At 67.9% G+C, this 19,679-nt stretch carries 21 protein-coding genes, 1 other RNA gene and 2 pseudogenes; 16 read left to right on the top strand and 8 right to left on the bottom strand.

Annotated features, from left to right (window positions below; genetic code table 11):
- Nucleotides 1-269: 269 nt before the first annotated feature.
- From paoA to paoC, 3 genes are read left to right on the top strand one after another with little or no spacing between them, the layout of a single operon-like run.
- The gene (paoA, locus tag OVA13_RS05030; RefSeq protein WP_267793449.1) at nucleotides 270-902 is read left to right on the top strand and encodes an aldehyde dehydrogenase iron-sulfur subunit PaoA; all 633 of its coding nucleotides are present in this window, start codon (nucleotides 270-272) and stop codon (nucleotides 900-902) included.
- Nucleotides 899-1,849 carry an FAD binding domain-containing protein gene (locus OVA13_RS05025; protein WP_267792701.1) on the top strand — a complete coding sequence of 317 codons (951 nt, stop codon included), beginning with the start codon at nucleotides 899-901 and terminating at the stop codon, nucleotides 1,847-1,849. The genes paoA and OVA13_RS05025 overlap by 4 nt, the downstream gene beginning before the upstream one ends.
- A 4-nt stretch (nucleotides 1,850-1,853) precedes the next feature.
- Nucleotides 1,854-4,052 (top strand): aldehyde oxidoreductase molybdenum-binding subunit PaoC, encoded by a 2,199-nt coding sequence (gene paoC, locus OVA13_RS05020; protein WP_267792700.1) that lies wholly within the window; start codon nucleotides 1,854-1,856, stop codon nucleotides 4,050-4,052.
- A gap of 25 nt (nucleotides 4,053-4,077) precedes the next feature.
- Here paoC and arsH read toward each other — a convergent pair whose 3' ends face one another.
- Nucleotides 4,078-4,821, bottom strand: coding sequence for an arsenical resistance protein ArsH (arsH, locus tag OVA13_RS05015; RefSeq protein ID WP_267792699.1), 744 nt, complete (start codon nucleotides 4,819-4,821; stop codon nucleotides 4,078-4,080).
- Nucleotides 4,822-4,838: 17 nt separating this feature from the next.
- Between arsH and OVA13_RS05010 the strand changes: the two genes are divergently transcribed.
- The 5 genes from OVA13_RS05010 to arsN2 are packed head-to-tail and all read left to right on the top strand — an operon-like array spanning nucleotide 4,839 to nucleotide 7,201.
- The gene (locus OVA13_RS05010; RefSeq protein ID WP_267792698.1) at nucleotides 4,839-5,168 is read left to right on the top strand and encodes an ArsR/SmtB family transcription factor; all 330 of its coding nucleotides are present in this window, start codon (nucleotides 4,839-4,841) and stop codon (nucleotides 5,166-5,168) included.
- A 28-nt stretch (nucleotides 5,169-5,196) separates the two neighbouring features.
- Nucleotides 5,197-5,667 carry an arsenate reductase ArsC gene (locus OVA13_RS05005; protein WP_267792697.1) on the top strand — a complete coding sequence of 157 codons (471 nt, stop codon included), beginning with the start codon at nucleotides 5,197-5,199 and terminating at the stop codon, nucleotides 5,665-5,667.
- A 42-nt stretch (nucleotides 5,668-5,709) separates the two neighbouring features.
- Entirely contained in the window at nucleotides 5,710-6,099 is a 390-nt protein-coding gene (locus tag OVA13_RS05000; protein WP_267792696.1) for an arsenate reductase ArsC, read from the top strand.
- Nucleotides 6,099-6,773: an aquaporin gene (locus OVA13_RS04995; RefSeq protein WP_267792695.1), complete on the top strand. Its 675-nt coding sequence runs from the start codon at nucleotides 6,099-6,101 to the stop codon at nucleotides 6,771-6,773. Before OVA13_RS05000 ends, OVA13_RS04995 begins: the two co-directional genes overlap by 1 nt.
- Nucleotides 6,770-7,201 carry an arsenic resistance N-acetyltransferase ArsN2 gene (gene arsN2, locus OVA13_RS04990; RefSeq protein ID WP_267792694.1) on the top strand — a complete coding sequence of 144 codons (432 nt, stop codon included), beginning with the start codon at nucleotides 6,770-6,772 and terminating at the stop codon, nucleotides 7,199-7,201. Before OVA13_RS04995 ends, arsN2 begins: the two co-directional genes overlap by 4 nt.
- Nucleotides 7,202-7,214: 13 nt before the next feature.
- Here arsN2 and OVA13_RS04985 read toward each other — a convergent pair whose 3' ends face one another.
- From OVA13_RS04985 to smpB, 5 genes and pseudogenes are all read right to left on the bottom strand, one after another.
- A complete protein-coding gene (locus tag OVA13_RS04985) occupies nucleotides 7,215-7,565 on the bottom strand; it encodes a response regulator (protein WP_267792693.1) in 351 nt (116 codons plus the stop codon).
- A 7-nt stretch (nucleotides 7,566-7,572) separates the two neighbouring features.
- A pseudogene (locus tag OVA13_RS04980) lies at nucleotides 7,573-8,424 on the bottom strand (HWE histidine kinase domain-containing protein); the annotation flags it as partial.
- A 132-nt stretch (nucleotides 8,425-8,556) separates the two neighbouring features.
- A pseudogene (locus OVA13_RS04975) lies at nucleotides 8,557-8,973 on the bottom strand (PAS domain-containing protein); the annotation flags it as partial.
- A gap of 138 nt (nucleotides 8,974-9,111) precedes the next feature.
- Nucleotides 9,112-9,465, bottom strand: a transfer-messenger RNA (tmRNA) gene (ssrA, locus tag OVA13_RS04970).
- 127 nt (nucleotides 9,466-9,592) lie between these two features.
- On the bottom strand, nucleotides 9,593-10,081 hold the full coding sequence (gene smpB / locus OVA13_RS04965) for an SsrA-binding protein SmpB (protein ID WP_267792692.1): 489 nt from the start codon (nucleotides 10,079-10,081) through the stop codon (nucleotides 9,593-9,595).
- A gap of 40 nt (nucleotides 10,082-10,121) precedes the next feature.
- Between smpB and OVA13_RS04960 the strand changes: the two genes are divergently transcribed.
- Both OVA13_RS04960 and OVA13_RS04955 read left to right on the top strand, forming a co-directional pair.
- Nucleotides 10,122-10,550 (top strand): type II toxin-antitoxin system RatA family toxin, encoded by a 429-nt coding sequence (locus OVA13_RS04960; RefSeq protein WP_267792691.1) that lies wholly within the window; start codon nucleotides 10,122-10,124, stop codon nucleotides 10,548-10,550.
- Nucleotide 10,551: 1 nt separating this feature from the next.
- Nucleotides 10,552-10,812, top strand: a complete 261-nt coding sequence (locus OVA13_RS04955; RefSeq protein ID WP_267792690.1) for an RnfH family protein — start codon at nucleotides 10,552-10,554, stop codon at nucleotides 10,810-10,812.
- Here the strand turns inward: OVA13_RS04955 and bamE are convergent.
- Nucleotides 10,809-11,201 (bottom strand): outer membrane protein assembly factor BamE, encoded by a 393-nt coding sequence (bamE, locus tag OVA13_RS04950; RefSeq protein ID WP_267792689.1) that lies wholly within the window; start codon nucleotides 11,199-11,201, stop codon nucleotides 10,809-10,811. The two genes, OVA13_RS04955 and bamE, sit on opposite strands and share 4 nt — an antisense overlap.
- Nucleotides 11,202-11,303: 102 nt before the next feature.
- On the opposite strand from bamE, the gene fur reads away from it, so the two are divergent.
- Nucleotides 11,304-11,708, top strand: a complete 405-nt coding sequence (fur, locus tag OVA13_RS04945; RefSeq protein WP_187572453.1) for a ferric iron uptake transcriptional regulator — start codon at nucleotides 11,304-11,306, stop codon at nucleotides 11,706-11,708.
- Nucleotides 11,709-11,815: 107 nt separating this feature from the next.
- On the opposite strand, the gene recN is transcribed toward fur, so the two are convergent.
- Entirely contained in the window at nucleotides 11,816-13,483 is a 1,668-nt protein-coding gene (gene recN, locus OVA13_RS04940; protein WP_267792688.1) for a DNA repair protein RecN, read from the bottom strand.
- A gap of 93 nt (nucleotides 13,484-13,576) precedes the next feature.
- On the opposite strand from recN, the gene hrcA reads away from it, so the two are divergent.
- From hrcA to OVA13_RS04915, 5 genes are all read left to right on the top strand, one after another.
- Complete coding sequence (gene hrcA, locus OVA13_RS04935; RefSeq protein WP_267792687.1) at nucleotides 13,577-14,626, top strand: heat-inducible transcriptional repressor HrcA; 1,050 nt, start codon at nucleotides 13,577-13,579, stop codon at nucleotides 14,624-14,626.
- A gap of 42 nt (nucleotides 14,627-14,668) precedes the next feature.
- A complete protein-coding gene (gene grpE, locus OVA13_RS04930; protein WP_267792686.1) occupies nucleotides 14,669-15,187 on the top strand; it encodes a nucleotide exchange factor GrpE in 519 nt (172 codons plus the stop codon).
- A 107-nt stretch (nucleotides 15,188-15,294) separates the two neighbouring features.
- Nucleotides 15,295-17,217 carry a molecular chaperone DnaK gene (dnaK, locus tag OVA13_RS04925; protein WP_267792685.1) on the top strand — a complete coding sequence of 641 codons (1,923 nt, stop codon included), beginning with the start codon at nucleotides 15,295-15,297 and terminating at the stop codon, nucleotides 17,215-17,217.
- 127 nt (nucleotides 17,218-17,344) lie between these two features.
- Nucleotides 17,345-18,466: a molecular chaperone DnaJ gene (dnaJ, locus tag OVA13_RS04920; protein WP_267792684.1), complete on the top strand. Its 1,122-nt coding sequence runs from the start codon at nucleotides 17,345-17,347 to the stop codon at nucleotides 18,464-18,466.
- A gap of 52 nt (nucleotides 18,467-18,518) precedes the next feature.
- Complete coding sequence (locus OVA13_RS04915; protein ID WP_267792683.1) at nucleotides 18,519-19,631, top strand: prephenate dehydrogenase; 1,113 nt, start codon at nucleotides 18,519-18,521, stop codon at nucleotides 19,629-19,631.
- The last annotated feature ends 48 nt before the right edge of the window (nucleotides 19,632-19,679 follow it).

The raw sequence follows: 19,679 nt of genomic DNA, 5'->3' as shown, positions 1-19,679 counted from the left end.
TCTCTCACATTGAGCCCGGCGGTCGGGTTGCGGAGGGCGGTGAGGGCCTGGTCGACGGTGCAAGAAGGCCCATCGACGGGGGGCCTGGGGCCGCCCCTGCGACCAGCCGTGCGATCCGCGCGCCGGAGCGAGGCGGCGCACGGCGCCGGCCCTGCTAAAACGGACGGGGCAGGGGGCATGCTCACATCGGGCCTACGTTCCCTGTCTTACGCTGCGGCCGTCGTGCCAGCCCCCTCGCCAGCCAGAACAGGAAACAGCCCGTGGATGACCTGCGGAACCTCACCCTCACCCGGCGGGAACTGCTCAAGGCCGGGGCCACCTCGGCCACCGTCGCCGCCGTTCCCGCCGTCGCACTCGCCCAGGGCGGTACCGCGCCCGCGCAGCCCCCGGTGATGTCGAAGGTCGCGTTCGAAGTGAACGGCAAGACCGAGACGCTGGAACTGGATACCCGCGCCAGCCTGCTCGACGCCCTGCGCGAGCACCTGCACCTGACCGGCACCAAGAAGGGCTGCGACCACGGCCAGTGCGGTGCCTGCACGGTGATGGTCAACGGCCGGCGCATCAACGCCTGCCTGACCCTGGCGGTGATGCACGACGGCGACCGCATCACCACCATCGAAGGCCTCGGTACGCCCGACAAGCTGCATCCCATGCAGGCCGCCTTCATCAAGCACGACGGCTACCAGTGCGGCTACTGCACGCCCGGACAGATCTGCTCGGCGGTGGCGGTGCTGGAGGAGATCAAGGACGGCGTGCCCAGCCTGGTCAGCGGCACGCTGACGGCCCGGCCCAGGGTCACGGCGGAGGAAATCCGCGAGCGCATGAGTGGCAACCTCTGCCGCTGCGGCGCGTACTCCAACATCATCGATGCGATCACCGATGTCGCCGGGAGCCGCGCATGAAGGCCTTCACCTACGAACGCGCCACCTCGCCCGCGGCCGCGGCGGCGGCGGTCGCCGCCAAGCCAGGCGCGCGCTTCATCGCCGGCGGCACCAACCTGCTCGACCTGATGAAGCTGGAAGTGGAAACGCCCACCCATCTGGTCGACGTCAATCCGTTGCAGCTCGACCGGATCGAGCCCACGCCCGAGGGCGGGCTGAAGATCGGCGCGCTGGTCCGCAACACCGACCTGGCCAGCGATGCGCGCGTGCGCCGCGACTACGGCGTGCTGTCGCGCGCGCTGCTCGCGGGCGCGTCGGGGCAGCTGCGCAACAAGGCCACCACCGCCGGCAACCTGCTGCAGCGCACGCGCTGCCCGTACTTCTACGACACGCACCAGCCCTGCAACAAGCGCCTGCCCGGCAGTGGCTGCGGCGCATTGGAAGGCGTCAGCCGGCAACTGGCGGTGATCGGCGGCAGCGATGCGTGCATCGCCACCTATCCGGGCGACATGGCGGTAGCGCTGCGCGCGCTGGATGCCACCGTGCAGACGGTGCAGCCCGATGGCACCGAACGCAGCGTGCCGCTGTCTGGCTTCTATCGCGCCCCCGGCGCCACGCCCCACCTGGACACGGTGCTGGCGAAGGGCGAACTGATCACCTCGGTGACCCTGCCCAAGCCGGTCGGCGGCACCCAGGTCTACCGCAAGGTGCGCGACCGCGCGTCGTATGCATTCGCGCTGGTGTCGGTGGCGGCGGTGGTGCAGCGCGACGGCAGCGGCCGCGTGGCCGTCGGTGGCGTGGCCTACACCCCGTGGCGAGACGAAGCGGCCGAGGCCGAACTGCCGAACGGCGCCAAGGCGGTGACCGACCGCCTGTTCGCCGGCGCCAGGCCCACCGAGCACAACGCATTCAAGCTGCTGTTGGCCGAGCGCACGCTGGCCTCGGTACTGGCCGAGGCGAAGGAGTGACGCCATGAAATTCGATACCCCCGCCACCACCAATCCCGTCGACCAGCTGAAGGTGGTCGGCAAACCGCTGGACCGCATCGACGGGCCGCTGAAAACCACCGGCACCGCGCCCTATGCCTACGAGCAGCATGCCGTCGCGCCGAACCCCGCCTACGGCCACGTGATCGGCGCCGGCATCGCCAAGGGCCGCATCGCCTCGATGGACCTGGACGCCGCGCGCAAGGCGCCGGGCGTGCTGGCCATCGTCACCGCCGCCAACGCCGGCACGCTGGCCAAGGGCAACTTCAACACCGCCAAGCTGCTGGGCGGCCCCGAGATCCAGCATTACCACCAGGCGGTGGCGCTGGTCGTGGCGGAAACCTTCGAGCAGGCGCGTGCCGCCGCCGGACTGGTGCGCATCCAGTACGACCGCACGCGCGGCGCGTTCGACCTGGCCGCTGCAAAAGACAGTGCGGTGGTGTCCGAGCGCGACCAGCCCGATATTTCAGTGGGCGATTTCGAAGGCGCCTTCGCGGCCGCACCCGTGCAACTGGATGCCACCTACACCACGCCCGACCAGTCGCACGCGATGATGGAACCGCATGCCTCCATCGCCGCCTGGGAAGGCGAGAAACTCACCGTGTGGACGTCCAACCAGATGATCGCGTGGGGCCGCGGCGACGTGGCCAAGACGCTGGGCATCCCGGAGGAGAACGTGCGCCTGGTGTCGCCGTACATCGGGGGCGGTTTCGGCGGCAAGCTGTTCGTGCGCGCCGATGCGGTGCTGGCGGCGCTGGGCGCGCGCGCGGCCGGCAGGCCGGTGAAGGTCGCCCTGCCGCGCCCGCTGATCGCCAACAACACCACGCACCGTCCCGCCACCATCCAGCGCATCCGGCTGGGCGCCACCGCCGACGGCAAGCTGACCGCCATCGGCCACCAGAGCTGGTCGGGCGACCTGCCGGGCGGCGGCATCGAGAATGCGATCCAGCAGACGCGCCTGCTGTATGCCGGCGCCAACCGCCAGCTGCAGGCGCGGCTGGCCACGCTCGACCTGCCGGAAGGCAATGCGATGCGCGCGCCGGGCGAAGCGCCGGGGCTGATGGCGCTGGAAATCGCGATGGACGAGATGGCGGAGAAGCTGGGCATGGACCCGGTGGCGTTCCGCGTGCTCAACGACACCCAGGTGGACCCGGAAAAACCGGAGCGCGCGTTCTCGCAGCGGCAGCTGGTGCAATGCCTGCAGACCGGCGCCGAGCGCTTCGGCTGGAACAAGCGCAGCACCTCGCCGGGCCGCGTGCGCGACGGTCGCTGGCTGGTCGGCATGGGCGTGGCCGCGGGCTTCCGCAACAACCTGGTGATGAAGTCGGCCGCGCGCGTGCGGCTGGCTGGCGACGGCAAGGTCACGGTGGAAACCGACATGACCGACATCGGCACCGGCAGCTACACCATCATCGCGCAGACCGCCGCCGAGGTGATGGGCGTGCCGCTGGAGAAGGTGGTGGTGCGGCTGGGCGATTCGGATTTCCCGGTGTCGGCGGGTTCCGGCGGCCAGTGGGGCGCGAACAGTGCCACCGCGGGCGTCTACGCCGCCTGCATGAAACTGCGGCAGACCGTCGCGGAGAAGCTGGGGCTGGATGCGGCGCAGGCTGAGTTCGTGGACGGCAAGGTCCGTGCGGGCGGACGCACCGCATCGTTGGCCGAGGCGGCGCGCGATGGCGAACTGGTGGTGGAGGACACCATCGAGTTCGGCGACCTGACCAAGAAATTCCAGCAGTCCACGTTCGCCGCGCACTTCGTCGAAGTGGGCGTGGACGTCGCCACCGGCGAGTCGCGCATCCGCCGCATGCTGGCGGTGTGCGCCGCAGGCCGCATCCTCAACCCCAAGCAGGCGCGCAGCCAGGTGATCGGGGCGATGACGATGGGCATCGGGGGCGCGCTGTCCGAGGAACTGGCGGTCGACAAGCGGCTGGGCTTCTTCGTCAACCACGACCTGGCCGGCTATGAAGTGGCCGTGCATGCCGACGTGCCGCACCAGGAGGTGGTCTTCCTGGACGAAACCGACGACAAGTCCTCGCCGATGAAGGCCAAGGGCGTGGGCGAGCTGGGCCTGTGCGGCGTCAGTGCGGCGATCGCCAATGCCATCCACAACGCCACCGGCATCCGCGTACGCGACTATCCGATCACGCTGGACAAGTTGCTGGCGCGGTTGCCGACGCTGGCCTGAGCCTGATGGTGGGCGCCTAGCCGCATCAGGTGCCGGTTTCGACCACCTGTGCGGCCTCGGCCAGCGCGCGGGCGGCGAGGGCGCCCTTGCGTTCGCTGTAGCGGTCCACCAGGTAGTCGCTGCGCCCGCGCACCAGCCGGGTGAACTTCACCAGCTCTTCCATGACGTCGACGACGCGGTCGTAGTAGGGCGAGGGCTTCATGCGGCCGTTGTCGTCGAACTCCTGCCAGGCCTTGGCCACGGACGACTGGTTGGGGATGGTGACCATGCGCATCCAGCGCCCCAGCACCCGCAGCGTGTTGACCACGTTGAAGGACTGCGAGCCGCCGCAGACCTGCATCACCGCCAGCGTCCTGCCCTGCGTGGGGCGCACGCTGCCGTCTTCCAGCGGCAGCCAGTCGATCTGGTTCTTGAACACGCCGGTCACGGTGCCGTGGCGCTCGGGCGACACCCATACCTGGCCCTCTGACCATTGCGACCATGCACGCAGCTGCTGGACCTTGGGGTGGTCCTTGCCGACGCTGTCGAGCATGGGCAGATCGTGCGGGTCGAAGACGCGCGTCTCCGCGCCCAGGTGGCGGAGGATGCGTTCGGCTTCCAGCGCCAGCTTTCGGCTGAAGGAGGTGGGCCGCAGCGAGCCGTACAGCAGCAGGATGCGGGGCGGGTGGCCCAGCGCATCGGACTCGGGCCCGTCGTGCTGGGGGCCCGGAAGCAGGGCTTGGTCGAGGTGGGGAAGGGGGTCGGCAGGGGATTGTCGGAGGTCATTCATTCCATTATTCTAGAATCATGGAAACGAATCAGGCAATCACCGCACTCACCGCCCTGGGCCACGCGACCCGGCTGGCCGCCTACCGTCTGCTGGTGGAAGCGGGCCCGGCGGGCAGGATGGCCGGCGACATCGGCCAGGCGCTGGGCGTGCCGGGGGCCACGCTGTCCTTCCACCTGAAGGAGCTGCTGCTGGCCGGCCTGGTGGAGAGCGAAAGCCAGGGCCGCCACGTGTGCTACCGCGCCAACTTCGCGGCGATGAATGGCCTGGTCGACTACCTGACCCACAACTGCTGCGCGGGCGCGACCGTCGTCGAGTGCGCACCGGCGAGCGATGCCTGCGCCTGCTGAACTCCCTTTCCCCTGGTGAGCCTCTGTCATGACCTATCGCGTTCTTTTCCTCTGCACAGGCAATTCCGCGCGCAGCCAGATGGCGGAGGCGTTGCTCAACGTCCTGGGCAAGGGTCGATTCCAGGCCTTCAGCGCGGGCAGCACGCCCACCGGTGACGTGCAGCCGCTGGCGGCACGACTGATCCGCGAACTCGGGTACACCGCGCCGCTGCGGAGCAAGAACTGGGACGAGTTCGCCGCGTCGGGTGCCGCCGACCTCGATTTCGTCATCACCGTGTGCGACAAGGCCGCCGGCGAAGCCTGCCCCGTGTGGCCGGGGCAACCCGTGCTTGCCCACTGGGGCGTGCCGGACCCGGCGAAGTCGCCCGATGACATGTCCGCCTTCATGGATGCCTGGGTCACGCTCCGCCGCCGCATCGAACTGCTGCTGGCGCTGCCCCTGGAAAAACTCGATGCGATGGCGCGCGAGGAAAAACTGCGCGCCTTCGGCACGGCCTGACCGCGGCCTCCTTTCTTCTCCCTTCCTCCACGTGCGATCAACATGACCCCGAAACGCGTCCTTTTCGTCTGCATCGAAAACTCCAACCGCAGCCAGATGGCGGAAGCCTTCGCACGCCTCCACGGGGGCGACGGCGTGGAAGCCTTCAGCGCCGGCTCGCGTCCTTCCGGCCGCATCAACCCGAAGGCGGTGCGCTTCATGGGTGAGCTGGATTACGACCTGACCACGCACGCGTCGAAGTCGCTGGACGACGTGGAAGGCGAGTTCGATGCGGTGATCACCATGGGCTGCGGGGATGACTGCCCGTGGATTCCCGCACGCCGCCGCGAGGACTGGGGCCTGCCGGACCCGCGCGACATGGATGACGCCGGGTATCGCGCGGTACGCGACGAGATATCCACGCGGGTGAAGGCGCTGCTGGATTCCCTGTGATGCGTCGGCGCCTGCTGGCCGAGTTCGTCGGTACCGCCGTGCTGCTCGCCACCGTGGTGGGCTCCGGGATCATGGGGCAGACCCTCAGCCAGGGAAACGCGGCCATCGCGCTGCTCGCCAACGCCGCGGCCACGGCGGGCGCGCTCTACGTGCTGATCACGACATTGGGCCCGGTGTCGGGTGCGCACTTCAATCCCGTGGTGACGCTGGTGATGCGCCTGCGCGGCGAGCTGCCGACCACGACGGCGCTTGCCTACCTGCTGGTGCAATGCCTGGGCGCCGTGGCCGGCGTGCTGCTGGCGCACGCCATGTTCGAGCTGCCGCTGCTGCAGCCCGGCACCCAGGCCCGCACGGGTGCCGCGCAGTGGCTCAGCGAGGGCGTGGCCACCTGCGGGCTGGTGATGACCATCCTGCTGGGCGTGCGTTACCGGCTGCAGGCGGTGCCCGCGCTGGTGGCCAGCTATATCTTCGCCGCGTACTGGTTCACCGCCAGCACGTCCTTCGCCAACCCGGCGGTGACGCTGGCGCGGTCGTTGACGCAGACGTTTTCCGGCATCCGCCCCGAGGACATGGCAGGATTCGTGATCGCCCAGTTGGCCGGTGCGCTGGTGGCGACGGCACTCGCCGCATGGCTGTTGGACGCGGATCCCTCATCCCGGATGGAAGAACAATGACGCTACTGCGTGCCGCCACGGATCACGACCTGCCAGGCATCGTCGTGCTGCTCCAGCAGGATGCGCTCCCCACCGAGGACCTGGCCGATGCCGAGGTTTTCTTCCTGGTCGAGGAGCACGAGGCCGCGATCACCGGCGTCATCGGCCTGCAGCGCTTCGGTCCGGCCGGCCTGCTGCGCTCGCTCGCGGTCGTTGCGGCGCGGAGGGGGCAGGGTACGGGTCGCCGTCTGGTGGCGCAGCTTGAAGACCATGCCCGCAGCCAGGGAGTGACCGAACTGGTCCTGCTGACGCAGACCGCGCAGACCTTCTTCGAAGGCAACGGTTACACGCTGATCCGTCGCGATGCGGCGCCGGCGGCGATGCAGCAGGCGGCGGAGTTCCGCACGCTCTGCCCGGCCTCGGCCGTCTGCATGGCGAAGCTGCTCTAGCGTCGCGACACGGTCATCGCACGCCGAGCTTCAGCAGCGCGGTTTCGAGATCCTGCTTGCGGAAGGGCTTCTGCAGCACGCCGGTGCCCGCGTAGTGCGCGGGCAGGCCCCGCGCTCCGTAGCCGGTGGTGAACACGAAGGGGATGCCGCGTTCGGCCAGAGCGTCAGCCACCGGGAAGGACTCGGTGCCGCCCAGGTTCACGTCGACGACGGCGACATCGATCTCCAGCCGCTCCAGGGCCGACAGCGCATCCTTCACCGTGCCGGCCGCGCCCGCGACCTGGTAGCCCATCTCGGGCAACAGGTCCTCCAGCAGCATCAGCAACATCGATTCGTCTTCAACGATCAGCACTCGGGGTGACATGCGGGCCTCAGGCGGATGGCAGGGGAAGGGGGGCCTTGATGTGGCAGGCCACGCCTTCGGGTGCGAATTCCAGCTGCACGTCGCCGCCCAGGTCATGCCGCAGGCCGCGTTCGACCAGCCGCGAACCGAAACCGCGCCTGCTGGGTGCGGTGACGGCAGGGCCACCGCGCTCGCACCAGGTCAGCTGGAAGGTGGCCTGGTCGCCGGAGACGTCTTGCGCCCACTGGATGCGCACGCGGCCTTCGCGCACGGAAAGCGCGCCATATTTCATCGCGTTGGTGCATAGCTCATGCAGCGCCATGGACAGCGCCAGTGCGCGGCGCGGGTCAAGCCAGATGTCGGGCCCGGTGACCTCGAACTGGGCGGAGGCATCGCCGCCGGCGACGGGTGCGATGGCGGTGCGCACGATGTCCTCGACGCGCGCGCCTTCCCAGTTCTTCCGGGTGAGCACATCGTGTGCCTGCGACAGCGCCAGCAGGCGAGATTCGATCTGCGCGGCCGCGAGCGCGGGGTCGGCGTTGTTGCGCAGCGTCTGGGTGGCGATCGACTGCACGATCGCCAGCGTGTTCTTCACCCGGTGGTTCAGCTCGTTGACCAGCAGGCGCAGGTGTTCCTCGTTGCGCACGCGCCCGGTGATGTCGGTGGCGGCGCCGAACCATTCGATGACCTTGCCGTCGTCCTGGATCGGCACGGCGCGCGAGGAAACCCAGCTCCACTGGCCTTCGTCGCGCGATATGCGGTGCTCGGTCTCGAACGGCATGACCGTGTCGCGCGCACGCTGCACGGCGGTGGCCACGCGCAGGCGGTCTTCGGGGTGGATGTAATCCATCCAGTCGGCCGCGCCCGATGGCAGGCTGCCCACCTGCCGGCCGCCGATGATTTCCGACTCCCGCCAGTCATGGCTCATCCGGTAGAGCAGGTCCGAGCTCGCGTTGACCATTGCGCTGAAGCGGCGCTCGCTCTGCTGCAGGGCTTCTTCCTGCAGGGTGCGGTCGGTGACGTCGCGCGTGGTGCCGGCGATGGCCTCGACGGCACCATCCGGACCGATCACCGGCGTGAAGATGTAGTCGTAGATGCGCCGGCCAAGGACATGATGGATGAAGGGCACGTCGCCGCGGATCGGTTGGCGGGTCGCGATGACGCGTTCGATCTCCTCGTCGTGCATCGCGGCATGCCAGGGCTCGTAGCCCAGTTCCAGGCAGGTCTTGCCCATCGCCTCGTCCAGGCTGCAGCCCCACATGGCCAGCAGCGCCTCATTGGCATAGATGAAGCGGTGCTGCAGGTCGAAGACGTAGACCAGGTCGGGCGTGGCCTGCAGGATCGTCTCGTACAGCCGGAGCCTGGCACTGGCGGACAGGCTGATCGGCTGAGGCGTCGGGATGTCCAGCGATGCGCCCGGAATGCTCATGCGCATGAATTTAGCGGCAGCGCGTTTTACCGCCGTGAAGACACGACGAAGGCAAACCCACTGGCACGGCGGGTGCGTGGATGTCGTCGCCGCAAACAAGAAAGCCGGCACCTCGCGGTTCCGGCTTCTTGTTAGAGATGGTGGAGGTGGGGGGAATTGAACCCCCGTCCGAGGGCACTCCATCCCCGGTACTACATGCTTAGCGTTCCGTTAGATCTCGCCCCCGAGCAGCACGGCACGCAAAGCGCACCCGGTGACCAGCCTGTTTTGGTTAAGCCATGACTGACAGGCAGCCGTCACAGCCGGTTCCGTGATAATGACCCTACATCCACGAGCACGGGCACAAGTGGGTTCGGGGCTTACGCCTTAAGCGGCGAGAGCGTAGTTGTCGTCGTTGGCAACTAGAGTTTTGCAGCTGGATTTACGAGGAAAGCTACCCCCTCGGCATGCACCAGGCAACTTCGCGACCCCCGTCGAAGCCAGTGCACCCCCGGGAGCCAGAAACATCCTGACCCTTGCAGTGTAGGGGCGGGGTGGGGTGGTTACAAGGATCGGGGCGGAACGGGGTCAACCGGGCTTCACTTAGGGGACTGACGTCGCTCCCACGCAAGGCCGCGTTTCACGCGTCGCGGTTGTGCCGGCGCATCACGCGGGATTTCTCGCGTGCCCAGTCGCGGTCCTTCTCGGTGGCGCGCTTGTCGTGGGTCTGCTTGCCCTTGGCCAGCGCGACCTCGGCCTTCACCTTGTTGCCTTTCCAGTAGAGCGACGTGGGTACCAGCGTGTAGCCGTCGCGTTCGACCTTGCCGATCAGGCTGTCGATCTCGTTCCGGTGCAGCAGCATCTTGCGGGTACGGCGGTCGTCGGTCACCACGTGCGTCGACGCCTGGATCAGCGGGGTGATCTGCGCGCCGAACAGGAAGATCTCGCCATTGCGGATGGTGGCGTAGGCCTCGGTGATGTTGGCGCGACCGGCACGGATCGCCTTGAGCTCCCACCCCTGCAGCGACAGGCCCGCTTCGTAGCGCTGTTCCAGGTGGTACTCGTGGCGGGCGCGCTTGTTCAGCGCGATCGTGCCCGTTGCTTTATTCTTGTCCGGTTTCTTGCCCATCCGTCCATTGTCGCCCAAGGCGGAACCACACGCGAGCCACATGCACACGATCCGCCGCAGCGCCCTGGTCGAACATTCGGCCGCCCGCATGTTCGACCTGGTCAACGACGTGGCCGCCTATCCCCGTCGCTTCGACTGGTGCAGTGCGGCCCAGTTGATCGAACAGGACGCCGGCCGGCTGGTGGCCCGGCTGGACCTGGGGCTGGGCTCGCTGAGCACCTGGTTCACCACCGAAAACACCCTGGACCGCCCGCACCGCATCGACATGAACCTGGTCGACGGGCCGTTCCGCAAGCTGCACGGACGCTGGGATTTCCACGCGCTGGACGAATCCGCCTGCAAGGTCACGCTGACGCTGGAGTTCGAGCCGTCCAGCCGCCTGCTGGCGCCGGCCATGGCGATCGGCTTCCAGACCCTGGCCGACCGGATGGTGGACGATTTCGTCCGCGCCGCCGACCGCGGGGAATGACATGCGGGTGGAGGTGATCCGCGCGTGGCCGCACCGTTTCGAATCCGTCACCCAGGACCTGCCTGCGGGCGCGCGGGTCGCCGATGCGTTGGCCGCATGCGGTTTCGAGGGGTTGGAAGAAGCGTCGGCGTTGGCCGTGCATGGCGTGCTGGTTACGCCGGAAACGGTGCTGAACGATGGCGACCGGGTGGAAGTGCTGCGGCCGCTGCAGATGGACCCGAAGGAGGCGCGCCGGCGGCGCGCCCGCAGGACGGCGCCTTAGCGGCGGCCGCCCTTCTTCTTTTCCTTGGCCAGGTTGGGACCGAACTTGCGCACTTCGCGCGACAGTTCCAGGTCGGCCTCGGGGAAGTATTCGCCTTCCCAGCTCGCAAGCGTGTTGCCGTCGAACACCAGCGACAGGTTCTTGATCTCGGTGTCGCCACGACGGTTGATGCGCTGCGAGGCGGTGTAATCCCAACGCTGGGCATGGAACGGATCGGCGATGGACGGGCTGCCCAGCAGCGCCTGCACCTGCTGCTTGCTCTGGCCGACGGCCAGCTGGTCCACCGCGGTCTTCTCGATCAGGTTGCCCTGGTAGATCGGTTGCTTGTACAGGATGCCGCAGCCGGCAGTGGCGGAGGCGAGGACGGCAACCAGCAGGAATTTGCGCATGGGACACATACAGTGGGAAACCGCGCCGATGATACACTCCCGGCGACCGCCGCAACCGAGCTACAGGCAGCTGGCGCTAAACCGAGAGTGAACGGAGACGCCATGGAATCGCAGGACCTTCGCAAAGTTGGCCTCAAGGTCACCCATCCGCGCATGCGGATCCTGGAGCTGCTGGAGCAGAAGAGCGCGCAGCACCACCTGAGTGCCGAAGACATCTACCGCCAGTTGCTGGACCACGGCGACGAGATAGGTCTGGCCACCGTCTACCGCGTGCTGACGCAGTTCGAGGCCGCGGGCCTGGTGCTGAAGCACAACTTCGAGGGCGGCCAGGCTGTCTACGAGCTCGACCGCGGCGGCCACCACGACCACATGGTGGACGTGGACACCGGCAAGATCATCGAGTTCGAGAGCAGCGAGATCGAGAAGCTGCAGCGCGAGATCGCCGCCAAGCACGGCTACGAACTGGAAGAGCACTCGCTGGTGCTCTACGTGCGCAAGAAGCGCTGATCGTCCCCCTGGTGCAGAGGCGTGGGAGCGACGTCAGTGGCGAAGCCGGACCGGTAAAGCCCGATCGCGACTGACGTCGCTCCCACAAGATCAGGCACTGGAACGGATCAGACCGCGTTGGCCAGCAGCCGCTTGGCGGCCGCGTGGGCTTCCTTGCTGACTTCCACGCCGCCCAGCATGCGGGCCAGCTCTTCCTCGCGCTGCTTCGCGCCCAGCTTCTCGACGGCGCTCTGGGTCATGCCTTCCACCGGCGCCTTGCTGACGCGGTAGTGGGCATGGCCCTGCGCCGCCACCTGCGGCAGGTGGGTCACGCACAGCACCTGTCGCTGCGCGCCCAGCGCACGCAGCTTCTGGCCGACGATTTCGGCCACGGCGCCGCCGATGCCGGTATCCACTTCGTCGAAGACCATGGTCGGCACGGCGTCCAGGCCCAGTGCGGCCACTTCGATGGCCAGTGAAATGCGCGCCAGTTCGCCACCGGAGGCCACCTTGCGCAGCGGACGCGGCGGCTGGCCGGCATTGGCCGAGACCAGGAATTCCACTCGCTCGGCGCCGGTCGGGTCGGGGCGTTCGCCTTCCTGCGGCTCCAGCGCTGCCTCGAATCGTCCACCGCCCATGCCCAGTTCGCCGATCAGGGCGGTCGTCGCCTCGCCCAGCGCCTTGGCCGCCCGCTGGCGGCTGCGGGTCAGTGCGGCGGCCGCGGTGCGCCAGTGGGTCCGTGCGGCATCGATCTCGCCATTGAGCTTGACCAGGCGTTCGCCGGCACCGCGCAGCGACTCCAGTTCGGCCGCGATGCGGTCGTGCTGCTCCTGCAGGCCGTCCAGCGGTACCCGATGCTTGCGGGCGAGGTCGTGCACGCGGGCCAGGCGGCGCTCCAGTTCGTCGAACTGGGTAGGCTCGGCCTCCAGATCCTCGCGCACCTGCACCAGCAACGACAGCGCTTCCTCGATCTGGATGCCGGCGCCTTCCAGCAGGGCGTCCACGTCGCGCAGGCGCGGTTCGTGCTCGGCCTGCCGGGCCAGGTCTGCGCGGGTCTGCTGCAGCTGGCGGGCCAGCGAGGGGCCTTCGTCGTCGGCCAACTGCGCCAGCGCGGTGTCGCAGGCCTGGATCAGGCCGGCCGCATGCGCCTGCCGGCGGTGGCCGGCGACCAGGCTTTCCAGTGCGGCTGGCGCCAGGTCTTCGCGCTGGAGCTCGGCGTGCTGGTGTTCCAGGTAGTTGATGCGGTCGGACACGTCGCCCTGGCCGGACAGTTGTTCACGCTCACGGAGCAGGGCGGACCACTGCTGAGCAGCGGCACGCACGTCGGCCAGTTGGTCGTGATTGCGGGCGAAGGCGTCCAGCAGCGCCAGCTGGCTGGTGCGGGCCAGCAGCGCCTGGTGTTCGTGCTGGCCGTGGATTTCCACCAGTCGGCTGGCCAGGTCGGACAGCTGGGTCAGGGTGACGCTGCGGCCGTTGATCCAGGCGCGCGAACCGCCATCGGCGCGGATGACCCGCCGCAGCTGGCAAGGGCCTTCGTCGTCCAGTTCGTTCTCGGTGAGCCACGCCTGCGCGGGCGAATCGGCTGCGGGGTGGAACTCGGCCGACAGCTCCGCGCGGTCGGCACCGTGGCGTACCACGCCGCTGTCGGCACGCAGTCCCGACAGGAATCCCAGGGCGTCCACCAGCAGCGACTTGCCGGCGCCGGTTTCGCCCGAAATGACCGTCATGCCGTCCCCGAACTCCAGCTCTGCAGCGCGGACGACGGCGAAATCCTTGATGGCGAGGTGTCTGAGCATGGGGCCGGATTGTAATGCGTACCGGCTCAGGTTCTGCGACACCGGCGACGGCCCGTGCTTGCAAACCCCGTGTCGCACCGCTATCTAACCATCATGAACTTGCCGTCGCCCGCCCTGGATCCCCGCGCCCGCCAGCTGCTGCGGGCGCTGATCTCGCGCTACATCCGCGACGGCGAGCCCGTGGGGTCGCAGACACTCGCACGCCATGCCGGCCTCGAGATCAGCCCGGCGACGATCCGCAACATCCTGGCCGAGCTCGAGGAAGTGGGGCTGCTCAGTTCGCCGCATACCTCCGCCGGCCGCATCCCGACCCCGCAGGGTTATCGGGTGTTCGTCGACAGCCTGGTGCAGGTGAAGTCGCTGGGCGATGCCGAAGTGGCGCGACTGCGCTCCGAGCTGCCCAGTGGCGCCGGCACGCAGGCGCTGCTCGGCAACGCGTCGGAACTGCTGTCGGCAATGACCCACTTCGTGGGCGTCGTCAGCGTGCCGAAGCGCGAGCAGTTCGCCTTCCGCTACATCGATTTCGTGCCGCTGGATGGCAAGCGCGTGCTGGCGATCCTGGTGTTCGCCGACAACGACGTGCAGAACCGGGTCATCGAACCGCGGCGGGCCTATGAGCGGTCCGAGCTGGAGCGCATCGCCAACTACCTGAATACCCAGTTCGCCGGCCGGCCGCTGTCCGAGATCCGGGCCGGCCTGCTGCATGACCTGCGCCGCGCACAGAGCGAGATGGAGGGCCTGCTGGCCGAATCCATCGAGCTGGCCGAACAGGCCCTGACCCCCCCCAACGACGACGTGGTGCTGGCGGGCCAGACCCGGCTGATGGGCGTGCAGGAGCTGTCCGACCTCGAGCGCCTGCGCGAACTCTTCGAGGCCTTCGCCCGCAAGCGCGAGATCCTGCAGCTGCTGGAGCGCACGATCCGCGCGCCCGGCGTGCGCATCTTCATCGGCGAGGAAACCGGCCTGGCGCCGCACGACGGCGTTTCCGTGGTCACCGCGCCCTACATGGCGGGCGGGCAGGTGCTGGGCGTGCTGGGGGTCATCGGCCCCACCCGGATGGCCTACGACCGGGTGATTCCGGTGGTGCAGGCGGCGGCCGATGTGCTGGGCGCGGCCTTGAATCCGGAAACGCCGGCCCCATAGGTTGGGGCTTGGGCGGCCGGACTTGCCGCCATGGGACCCGAGATGAACCAAAACGACCATGATGCCGACCTGGGACACGACAACGCGCCCCAGGACACCGACAACCCCCTGATCGCCGAACTGGAGACGCTTCGGAACGAAGTGGACCAGCTGCGCGCCGCGTCCCTGCTGGAGCGCGCCGACCTGGACAACCAGCGCAAGCGCGTGGCGCGCGATATCGAACAGGCCCGCAAGTTCGCCAACGAGCGCCTGCTGGGCGACCTGCTGCCGGTCTTCGACAGCCTGGACGCCGGCCTCGCCGCGGCCGGGAGCGAGGCCAGCCCGCTGCGTGACGGGCTCGAACTGACCTACAAGCAGTTGCTCAAGGTGGCCGGCGACAACGGGCTGACGCTGCTTGACCCCACGGGCGAAGCCTTCAACCCCGACCACCACCAGGCCATCAGCCAGGCCGACGCTGCCGGCGCGGACCCGGGCAGCGTGCTGCAGGTCTTCCAGAAGGGCTACCTGCTCAACGGTCGCCTGCTGCGCCCGGCGCTGGTCGTGGTCGCCAGACACGACTGAATGACATCGCGAGGGCGCTTGAACCGCGCCATCGCATCCCTATATCGGGACCATCAACCCGGCCGATGGCCGGCCAACACCAGAATTTGCTACGGAGCGAAATCCACATGGGCAAGATCATCGGCATCGACCTGGGCACGACCAACTCGTGCGTGGCGATCATGGACGGCGGCAAGGCCCGCGTCATCGAAAACTCGGAAGGCGACCGCACCACGCCCTCCATCGTCGCCTACACCAAGGACGGCGAAGTACTGGTGGGCGCGTCGGCCAAGCGCCAGGCGGTCACCAACCCGAAGAACACCTTCTACGCGGTGAAGCGCCTGATCGGCCGCAAGTTCACCGACGCCGAAGTCAAGAAGGACCTGGACCTGGTCCCGTACGCCATCATTCCGCATGAGAACGGCGACGCCTGGGTGCAGACTTCCGACGGCAAGAAGCTGTCGGCGCAGGAAATCTCCGCGCGCATCCTGGAAAAGATGAAGAAGACGGCCGAAGCCTTCCTGGGCGAGACCGTCACCGAAGCCGTCATCACCGTGCCGGCCTACTTCAACGACAGCCAGCGCCAGGCCACCAAGGACGCCGGCAAGATCGCCGGCCTGGACGTCAAGCGCATCATCAACGAGCCCACTGCGGCCGCGCTGGCCTACGGCCTGGACAAGGGCGACGGCGGCGCCGACCGCAAGATCGTCGTCTATGACCTGGGTGGCGGCACGTTCGACGTGTCCATCATCGAGATCGCCAACGTCGACGGCGAGAAGCAGTTCGAAGTGCTGGCCACCAACGGCGACACGTTCCTGGGCGGCGAAGATTTCGACAAGCGCGTCATCGACTACCTCGTCGAAGAGTTCCAGAAGGACCAGGGCATCGACCTGCGCAAGGATCCGCTGGCCCTGCAGCGCCTGAAGGACGCCGCCGAACGCGCCAAGATCGAGCTGTCCAGCTCGCAGCAGACCGAAGTGAACCTGCCGTACGTCACCGCCGACGCCTCCGGTCCGAAGCACCTCAACATCAAGCTGACCCGCGCCAAGCTGGAAGCGCTGGTGGAAGACCTGGTGAAGAAGACCATCGAGCCCTGCCGCATCGCGCTGAACGACGCCGGCCTGCGCGCCAGCGACATCGGCGAGGTGATCCTGGTCGGCGGCCAGACCCGCATGCCGAAGGTGCAGCAGGCGGTGGCCGAGTTCTTCGGCAAGGAACCGCGCAAGGACGTCAACCCGGACGAAGCCGTGGCGCTGGGCGCCGCGATCCAGGGCGGCGTGCTCGCCGGCGACGTCAAGGACGTGCTGCTGCTCGACGTGACTCCGCTGAGCCTTGGCATCGAGACCCTGGGCGGCGTGTTCACCAAGATCATCGAGAAGAACACCACCATCCCGACCAAGGCCTCGCAGACCTTCTCCACCGCCGAGGACAACCAGTCCGCGGTGACGGTGCACGTGCTTCAGGGTGAGCGCGAGCAGGCCCGCTTCAACAAGTCGCTGGCCAAGTTCGACCTGTCCGGCATCGAGCCGGCGCCGCGCGGCATGCCGCAGGTGGAGGTGTCCTTTGACATCGACGCCAACGGCATCCTGCACGTGTCGGCCAAGGACAAGAAGACCAACAAGGAACAGAAGGTCGAGATCAAGGCCGGTTCGGGCCTGTCCGAGGAAGAGATCCAGCGCATGGTGCAGGACGCCGAGGCGCACCGCGAGGAAGACAAGAAGTTCCAGGAACTGGTGCAGACGCGCAACCAGGCCGATGGCCTGCTGCACGCCACCCGCAGCGCCATCACCGAGCACGGCAGCAAGGTGCCGGGTGACGTGATCGGCCGCGTCGAAGCCGCTATCGCGGACCTCGACACCGCCATGAAGGGCGACGACAAGGCGCAGATCGAAGCCAAGGCCAAGGCGCTGGAAGAAGCCGCCCAGTCGCTGTACGCCGCGGCCGCCGCTTCGGAACAGCCCGGTGCGGCCGATGCCGGCCAAGGCAATGCCGCTGCCGACGACGTGGTGGATGCGGAGTTCACCGAAGTGAAGGATGACGAGAAGAAGTAATTCGTGATCCGGGAATCGTGATCCGAAGGAGCGGAGCCGTGGCTCCGCTCTTTCGTCATCCGAAGCCCGGTTTTCCGCCGCCGTGTTGTTTCCGCGAAACCCATCACGAGTCCCCTGATCCGGCACCATGAGCAAACGCGACTATTACGAAGTCCTGGGCGTGGCCCGCGACGCCAGCGAAGAAGACCTGAAGAAGGCTTACCGCCGCTGTGCGATGAAGCACCATCCCGACCGCAATCCCGGTGATGCGGCGGCGGAGGCGGCGTTCAAGGAATGCAAGGAAGCCTACGAAGTGTTGACGGACGGTGCCAAGCGGCGCGCGTACGACGCGCACGGCCATGCGGCGTTCGAGCATGGCATGGGCGGCGGCGGAGGGCATGGCGCGCCCGACATGGGCGACATCTTCGGCGACATCTTCGGCAACATCTTCGGCGGGGGCGGCGCGCGCGCGGCACGGCGGGGTGCCGACGTCGGTTACGTGATGGAACTCGACCTTGAAGAAGCCGTCGCCGGCATCGAGAAGCGCATCGAGATCCCCACGCTGGTCGCGTGCGAGCCCTGCAACGGATCCGGTTCGGAAGACGGCAAGGTCGAAACCTGCACCACCTGCGGTGGGCGCGGCAACGTGCGCATGCAGCGTGGCATCTTCGCCATGCAGCAGGCATGCCCGGCCTGCGGTGGCCGTGGGCAGACCATCAAGAGCCCCTGCACGCACTGCCATGGCGCAGGCCGCGTGGAGGAAGAGAAGGTCCTGTCGGTCAAGATTCCCGCCGGCGTGGACAATGGCGACCGCATCCGCCTGACCGGCGAGGGCGAGGCCGGTCCGCCCGGCACGCCGCCGGGCGACCTGTACGTGGAAGTGCGCGTACGCGAGCACGACATCTTCCAGCGCGACGGCGATGACCTGCATTGCGAAGTGCCCATCCGCATCTCGCAGGCCGCGCTGGGCGACACCGTGCGCGTGCCCACGCTCAATGGAGAAGCGGAGATCCGAATTCCGGCCGAGACCCAGACCGGCAAGCTGTTCCGCCTGCGCGGCAAGGGCGTCAAGTCGGTGCGCAGCCGCAGCGAAGGCGACCTGTACTGCCGCGTGGTGGTCGAGACGCCGGTCAACCTGACCACCGAACAGCGTGAGCTGCTGCAGAAGTTCGAAGCCACCTTCGGCGGCGAGGAAGCGCGCAAGCACTCGCCCAAGTCGGCCACGTTCCTCGATGGCGTCAGGGGCTTCTGGGACCGCATGACGTCGTGATCCGGCGGCATGCCTTGCTTCTAGAATGGGGCTCCTTCGCGGAGCCCTTTCCATGTCTGGACCCCTGATTGGCATCGTTGGCAGCGCAGGCGCTTACGGGCGGTGGCTACGCCGGTTCTTCAACGATCGCATGGGGCTGGACGTCATCGGGTGCGACCCCGCGGATCCCGCAGCGATGGACGAGGTGGAACTGGTACATCGCGCCGATGTACTGGTGTTTTCCGCGCCCATCCGCCACACCTGTGACCTGATCCACCGCTATGTCGAACTTGCCGACGGCAGCGAGTCGGGCAAGCTGTGGCTGGACATCACCTCGATCAAGGGGGCGCCCGTGGCGGCGATGCTGCAGTCACGCGCCGAGGTGGCAGGCCTGCATCCGATGACTGCGCCGCCCAAGGCGCCGACGCTGAAGGGCCGGGTGATGGTGGTGTGCGAAGCACGACTCGAGCACTGGCGTCCCTGGTTGCAGGCGCTGCTGCGATCGCTGGAGGCCGAGTGCGTGCGGTCCAGCCCCGAGCAGCACGACCGCATCATGGCGCTGGTGCAGGCGATGGTGCACGCCTCGCACCTGGCGCAGGCTGGCGTGCTGCGCGGGCAGGCCCCGCATGTTGGCGACCTTGCCGCGTTGCTGCCGTTCCGTTCGGCATCGTTCGAAATGGACGCGGCCATCATCGCGCGCATCCTGTCGTTGAACCCGGCCATCTACGAGGACATCCAGTTCGGCAATCCCTACGCGCGGGAAACACTTGAGGCCATGGGCCGGCAGATCGCCCGCATGGCCGAACTGGTGGGCGAGGGCACCGATGCGGCACGCGCGGCGTTCCGCCACGAATTCCTGCATGCCAATCGCGATGCCATCGGCACTCGGGCATTGCAGGAGGGCAACTACACCTACGAGCGCGTCGGATACCTGCTCGCGGATCTCGCCGGCCGGCGTGCCTTGAGCGTGCACCTTCCGGAAGACAGGCCGGGCTCGCTGCGGGCCCTGCTGCATGTCTTCGAGCGCCACGACATCAGCCTGTCCTCGATCCATTCCTCGCGCACGCCGGACGGGGATGTGCATTTCCGCATCGGGTTTGCCGAACAGGTGGACGTGGCCAGCCTGCAGCGTGTGGCCGATGACATCGATGCGTCGGGTATTGGCGTGGTGGTGAAGGGCGGGTGAAAGAAAGTCGAAGGTAAACGCGTGTACTCGACAGCGATCCGGCACCTG

The organism is Pseudoxanthomonas sp. SL93, assembly GCF_026625825.1.
GTDB lineage: Bacteria > Pseudomonadota > Gammaproteobacteria > Xanthomonadales > Xanthomonadaceae > Pseudoxanthomonas_A.
The sequence above is the reverse complement of the archived record's forward strand: the minus strand, read 5'-3'. Positions and strand labels throughout refer to the sequence as shown.